Here is a 1,703-nt window from a genome sequence, read left to right on the forward strand (position 1 = left end):
GTGCGGGACGATCGCGACCCCGCCCTGCTCGTGGATCTGCCGGACCGTCTCGTCGTACGGTCGCCCGCGCGGCGGCATCCGATCGACGCCGACCGCCAGCAGGTGGCCGTGCGCGGTCGACACCTCCACGCCGGGGATACCGATCAGCCCGTACTCGGAGGCGATCTCCGCGGCGCGTTTCGACTCCCGGATCACGTCGTGGTCGGTGATGACGACCGCGTCGAGTCCGATCTCGGCCGCGTGTTCTAAGATGAGCTCGACCGGCTCGTGCCCGTCGTAGCTGCCCTCGGAGTGGACGTGCGGGTCGATGCTGACGGTGACGCGGGACACGCTCGGACTACGCGGCGGGAGGTATATAAATGGACGAGCGACGGCGGCGGGTCGCGGTCGGCTCCGTCGAACCTCCGGGAACGAGACGGGACGGGGGCCCTCGCCGACGGACGGTGTGTGACACGGGTACACTTAATTGGCCGTCCCGCACATGATCGTCCATGATGGAAAGCGAGTACGACTACGTCGTCGTCGGTGCCGGGTCCGCGGGCTGCGTCCTCGCGAACCGGCTCACACAGGACCCGGAGGCGTCCGTGCTGCTGCTCGAAGCGGGCGAGCCGGACGACGAGCGGAACATCCGGATTCCGGCGGCGTTCCCGGAGCTGTTCAAGACCTCGACGGACTGGGAGTACTACACCGAGCCGCAGGAGCACTGCGGCGGCCGGGAGCTGTACTGGCCGCGCGGCAAGACCCTCGGCGGCTGCTCGTCGAACAACGCGATGATCTACGTCCGCGGCCACCCGTCCGACTACGACCACTGGGCCGAACTGGGCAACGACGGGTGGGAGTACGACTCGATGCTGGAGTACTTCAAGCGGGCGGAGCGCTTCGGCCCGGGAGGATCGTCGTACCACGGAGCGGACGGACCGCTCAGCGTCACCGAACAGACCTCGCCGCGGCCCGCCTCCGAGGCGTTCGTCCGCGCCGCCGCCGCGGCGGGCTACGACCGGAACGACGACTTCAACGGGGCGACACAGGAGGGCGTCGGCCTGTACCACGTCACGCAGAAGAACGGAAAACGCCACAGCGCGGCCGACGCGTACCTGAAGCCCGCCCTCGACCGCCCGAACCTCACCGCCGAGACCGGCGCGCAGGTGACGGCGGTGACCATCGAGGACGGCCATGCGACCGGCGTCGACTACCGACAGGACGGCCGGACCCGCAGCGCCGGCGCGGGCGAGGAGGTGATCCTCAGCGCCGGCGCGGTCAACTCCCCGCAGCTGCTCATGCTCTCTGGCGTCGGAGACCCGGACCACCTCTCGGACCATGACATCGACGTGGCGGTCGAGTCGCCGGGCGTCGGTCGGAACCTTCAGGACCACCTGTTCGCCTTCACCGTCTACGAGACGGCCGACGACGTGAGCACGCTCGACGACGCTGGCGGGCTGCGGGACGTCCTCAACTGGTTCGTGTTCAAGCGCGGGAAGCTCACCTCCAACGTCGGCGAGGCCGGCGGGTTCGTTCGCACGAGCGAGGACGAACCCCGCCCCGACCTCCAGTTCCACTTCGCGCCCTGTACTTCAGTGGAGCGACGGGCTCGCCGAACCCCGCCGACGGGCGGGGGGCTGTCGATCGGCGCGACGCAGCTCCGACCGGAGAGCCGCGGCCGCGTCACGCTCGCGTCGGACGACCCCTTCGACGCGCCGCGGATC

At 69.9% G+C, this 1,703-nt stretch carries 2 protein-coding genes; one reads left to right on the forward strand and one right to left on the reverse strand.

All coding sequences use genetic code 11. The features are described from left to right. Positions 1–330, reverse strand: a 330-nt coding sequence (locus tag BN903_RS14625; RefSeq protein ID WP_048078427.1) for a PHP domain-containing protein, incomplete at its 3' end; no start/stop codon positions are given. A 161-nt stretch (positions 331–491) separates the two neighbouring features. On the opposite strand from BN903_RS14625, the gene BN903_RS14630 reads away from it, so the two are divergent. After that, positions 492–1,703: GMC family oxidoreductase (locus BN903_RS14630; protein ID WP_048078428.1), on the forward strand; the 1,212-nt coding region annotated here is incomplete at its 3' end.

This window comes from Halorubrum sp. AJ67 (genome assembly GCF_000513435.1).